Genomic DNA, 2,658 nt, shown 5'->3' with positions numbered 1-2,658 from the left:
CGACCAGCTCACACCGCAGGGCCAGGTGCCCGCCGACAACGGCATGGGCGCGCTGGGCTCGCTGCTCGGCGGTGGGCAACAGGGCGGCAACGGCCTGGACGCGGGCGACCTGATGGGCATGCTGGGCGGCATGCTCGGCCTTCCAACGACGGATTGGGTAGTAAAACCCAAAGCTTTAAGAGCGCCAAAAGGGTTTAAAACCACAAAAACATTTAATAAAATAAGAATAGTAGCCCAAGGCTTGGTTTCATTAGGTTTGGCAGCTTCTTTTAACATCACTATCTAAATCTAAAATTGGAATTATTGGCTTGGGATATGTTGGTCTTCCTTTGGCAGTAGCTTTTTCAGAAAAATATCAAACTGTTGGTTTTGACATAGACTCGAAAAGAGTCGATCAACTTCAAAAGGGAAAAGATACTACACTTGAAATAAATGAATCTGATCTTAAAAGGGTAATTGTAAATACAGGAATCGAGTTAGAGGAAAAAGGTAGAGGTTTATTAGTGACTGATGCAATTATGCCTGTCTCCTCTTGTAATATATTTATTGTTACTGTTCCTACTCCAACAGACAAGCATAACCGTCCTATATTGACTCCCATGCTGAAAGCATCGGAAATGATTGGGAAAATTTTGAAGAAAGGAGATATAGTAATCTATGAATCTACAGTGTATCCGGGTGTAACTGAAGATGAATGTGTTCCGGTTTTAGAAAAAATTTCTGGATTGAAGTTTAATGAAGATTTCTTTGCAGGATATTCTCCGGAGCGGATTAATCCTGGAGATAAGCTGCATACCGTTACAAAGATTTTGAAGGTTACTTCGGGAAGTACTCCTGAAATTGCGGATTATGTAGATGAATTATATAGATCTGTTATAGTTGCAGGAACTCATAAGGCCTCATCAATAAAAGTAGCTGAGGCGGCAAAAGTCATTGAAAACTCTCAAAGGGACATCAACATTGCATTCGTAAATGAACTTTCCAAGATATTTAATTTATTGGGAATAGATACCCATGAAGTTTTAGCGGCAGCCGGTACAAAATGGAACTTTCTACCCTTCAAACCGGGATTGGTTGGTGGGCATTGTATTGGGGTGGATCCTTTTTATCTTGCTCAGAAGGCACAGGAAGTTGGTTACCATCCTGAAATAATTCTCGCTGGAAGAAGGCTGAACGATTCTATGGGCAAACATGTAGCTACAGAAGTCATCAAATTGATGATGAGGAAAAACCTTAAGGTAATTGATTCCAAAGTCTTGATTTTGGGTTTCACTTTCAAGGAAGATTGTCCGGATGTAAGAAATACAAGGGTGATTGATATTTATAATGAATTGAAATCATTTGATATGGATGTTGATGTATATGACCCGTGGGCTGACCCAAGAGAAGTGATGCATGAATATGGAATCAATATTTTTAATCAGGAAAACAAACCAAGTTTATCAGATTATTCAGCAATAATTTTAGCTGTAGCCCATAAAGAGTTCTTGCCAATGGAAATCCAAAAGTCTGTAAATCAAGTTGTGTTTGACGTAAAAGGAATTCTCGAAAAATCAAAAGTAGATGCAAGATTGTAAATAAGCTGATTTATGGAAGAATCAAAAATAATCAAGGATAAAAGAGTCCTTGTAACAGGAGGGGCTGGATTTATTGGCTCCAACCTCGTTGATGTCTTATTAGATCAAGGAAATGAAGTAATTTGCTTAGATAACTTTTCTACCGGAAAAAGGGAAAACCTACAATTTGCTTTACAAAATGATAGGTTTAACCTGATAGAAGGTGATATAAGGAATTTTGAGGATTGTGTTGCTGCAGTTCAAGGATGTGATTATGTTTTACATCAAGCTGCATTAGGTTCGGTTCCAAGATCAATTGCAGATCCAATGACCACTACAGATGTCAATATTGGTGGATTTGTTAAAATGCTTTTTGCCGCTAAAGAAGCAGGTGTCAAGAGATTTGTATATGCGGCAAGTTCATCTACTTATGGAGATCATCCTTCCTTGCCAAAAGTAGAACACATTATTGGAAATGCTTTGTCTCCCTATGCTATTACAAAATATGTTGATGAACTTTTTGCAAAGAACTTCTCAGATATATATGGAATAGAAACGATTGGACTAAGATACTTTAACGTTTTTGGCAGAAGGCAGGACCCTAATGGTGCTTATGCAGCTGTAATTCCAAAATTCGTTTCGGAATTAATGGCACATAATAGTCCTGTAATAAATGGTGACGGCAGCTATTCCAGAGATTTTACTTATATAGAAAATGTGATTCAAGCCAATCAATTGGCTGCAATTACCCCAACTATTGATTTTAAGGAAAAGTTAAAACACTATTCAGAGAGTATCGGAAAATTGCATGATCCTACATGTACAATCTCCGAGGTTTTCAATGTAGCTTATGGAGAAAGAACTACTTTGAAGGAATTGGTTGAAAATTTAAAGAGTGCTTTGGCTATTTATGATCCGAAAATTACGGACATCGAAGTAAAATACGGTCCAAATAGAGGAGGAGATATTCCTCACTCGTTAGCTTCAATAAATAAGGCTAGCGTAATTTTAGGATATAGCCCAGAATTCTCTTTAAAGACAGGGATTGATCAAGCTGTAAAATGGTATAAAAAATAGGTTAAATACAATAGATTAAGTTTAT

General features: G+C 37.8%; 3 protein-coding genes. All 3 read left to right on the top strand.

Annotation, left to right across the window (positions count from 1 at the left end):
* Positions 1 to 286 (top strand): hypothetical protein (locus ACZFYI_RS18705; protein ID WP_462525639.1); only part of this gene is annotated, 286 nt, incomplete at its 5' end.
* 22 nt (positions 287 to 308) lie between these two features.
* Entirely contained in the window at positions 309 to 1,577 is a 1,269-nt protein-coding gene (locus ACZFYI_RS18700; RefSeq protein ID WP_462525638.1) for a nucleotide sugar dehydrogenase, read from the top strand.
* Between the two features lie 12 nt (positions 1,578 to 1,589).
* Entirely contained in the window at positions 1,590 to 2,633 is a 1,044-nt protein-coding gene (locus ACZFYI_RS18695) for an SDR family oxidoreductase (protein ID WP_462525637.1), read from the top strand.
* Positions 2,634 to 2,658 lie beyond the last annotated feature (25 nt).

Source organism: Aquiflexum sp. (assembly GCF_977115555.1).
The sequence above is the reverse complement of the archived record's forward strand: the minus strand, read 5'-3'. Positions and strand labels throughout refer to the sequence as shown.

What these genes read in the sequence shown, in the direction of transcription:
- ACZFYI_RS18695 (WP_462525637.1), top strand. Translation starts at nt 1,590, where the DNA reads ATGGAAGAATCAAAAATAATCAAGGATAAAAGAGTCCTTGTAACAGGA.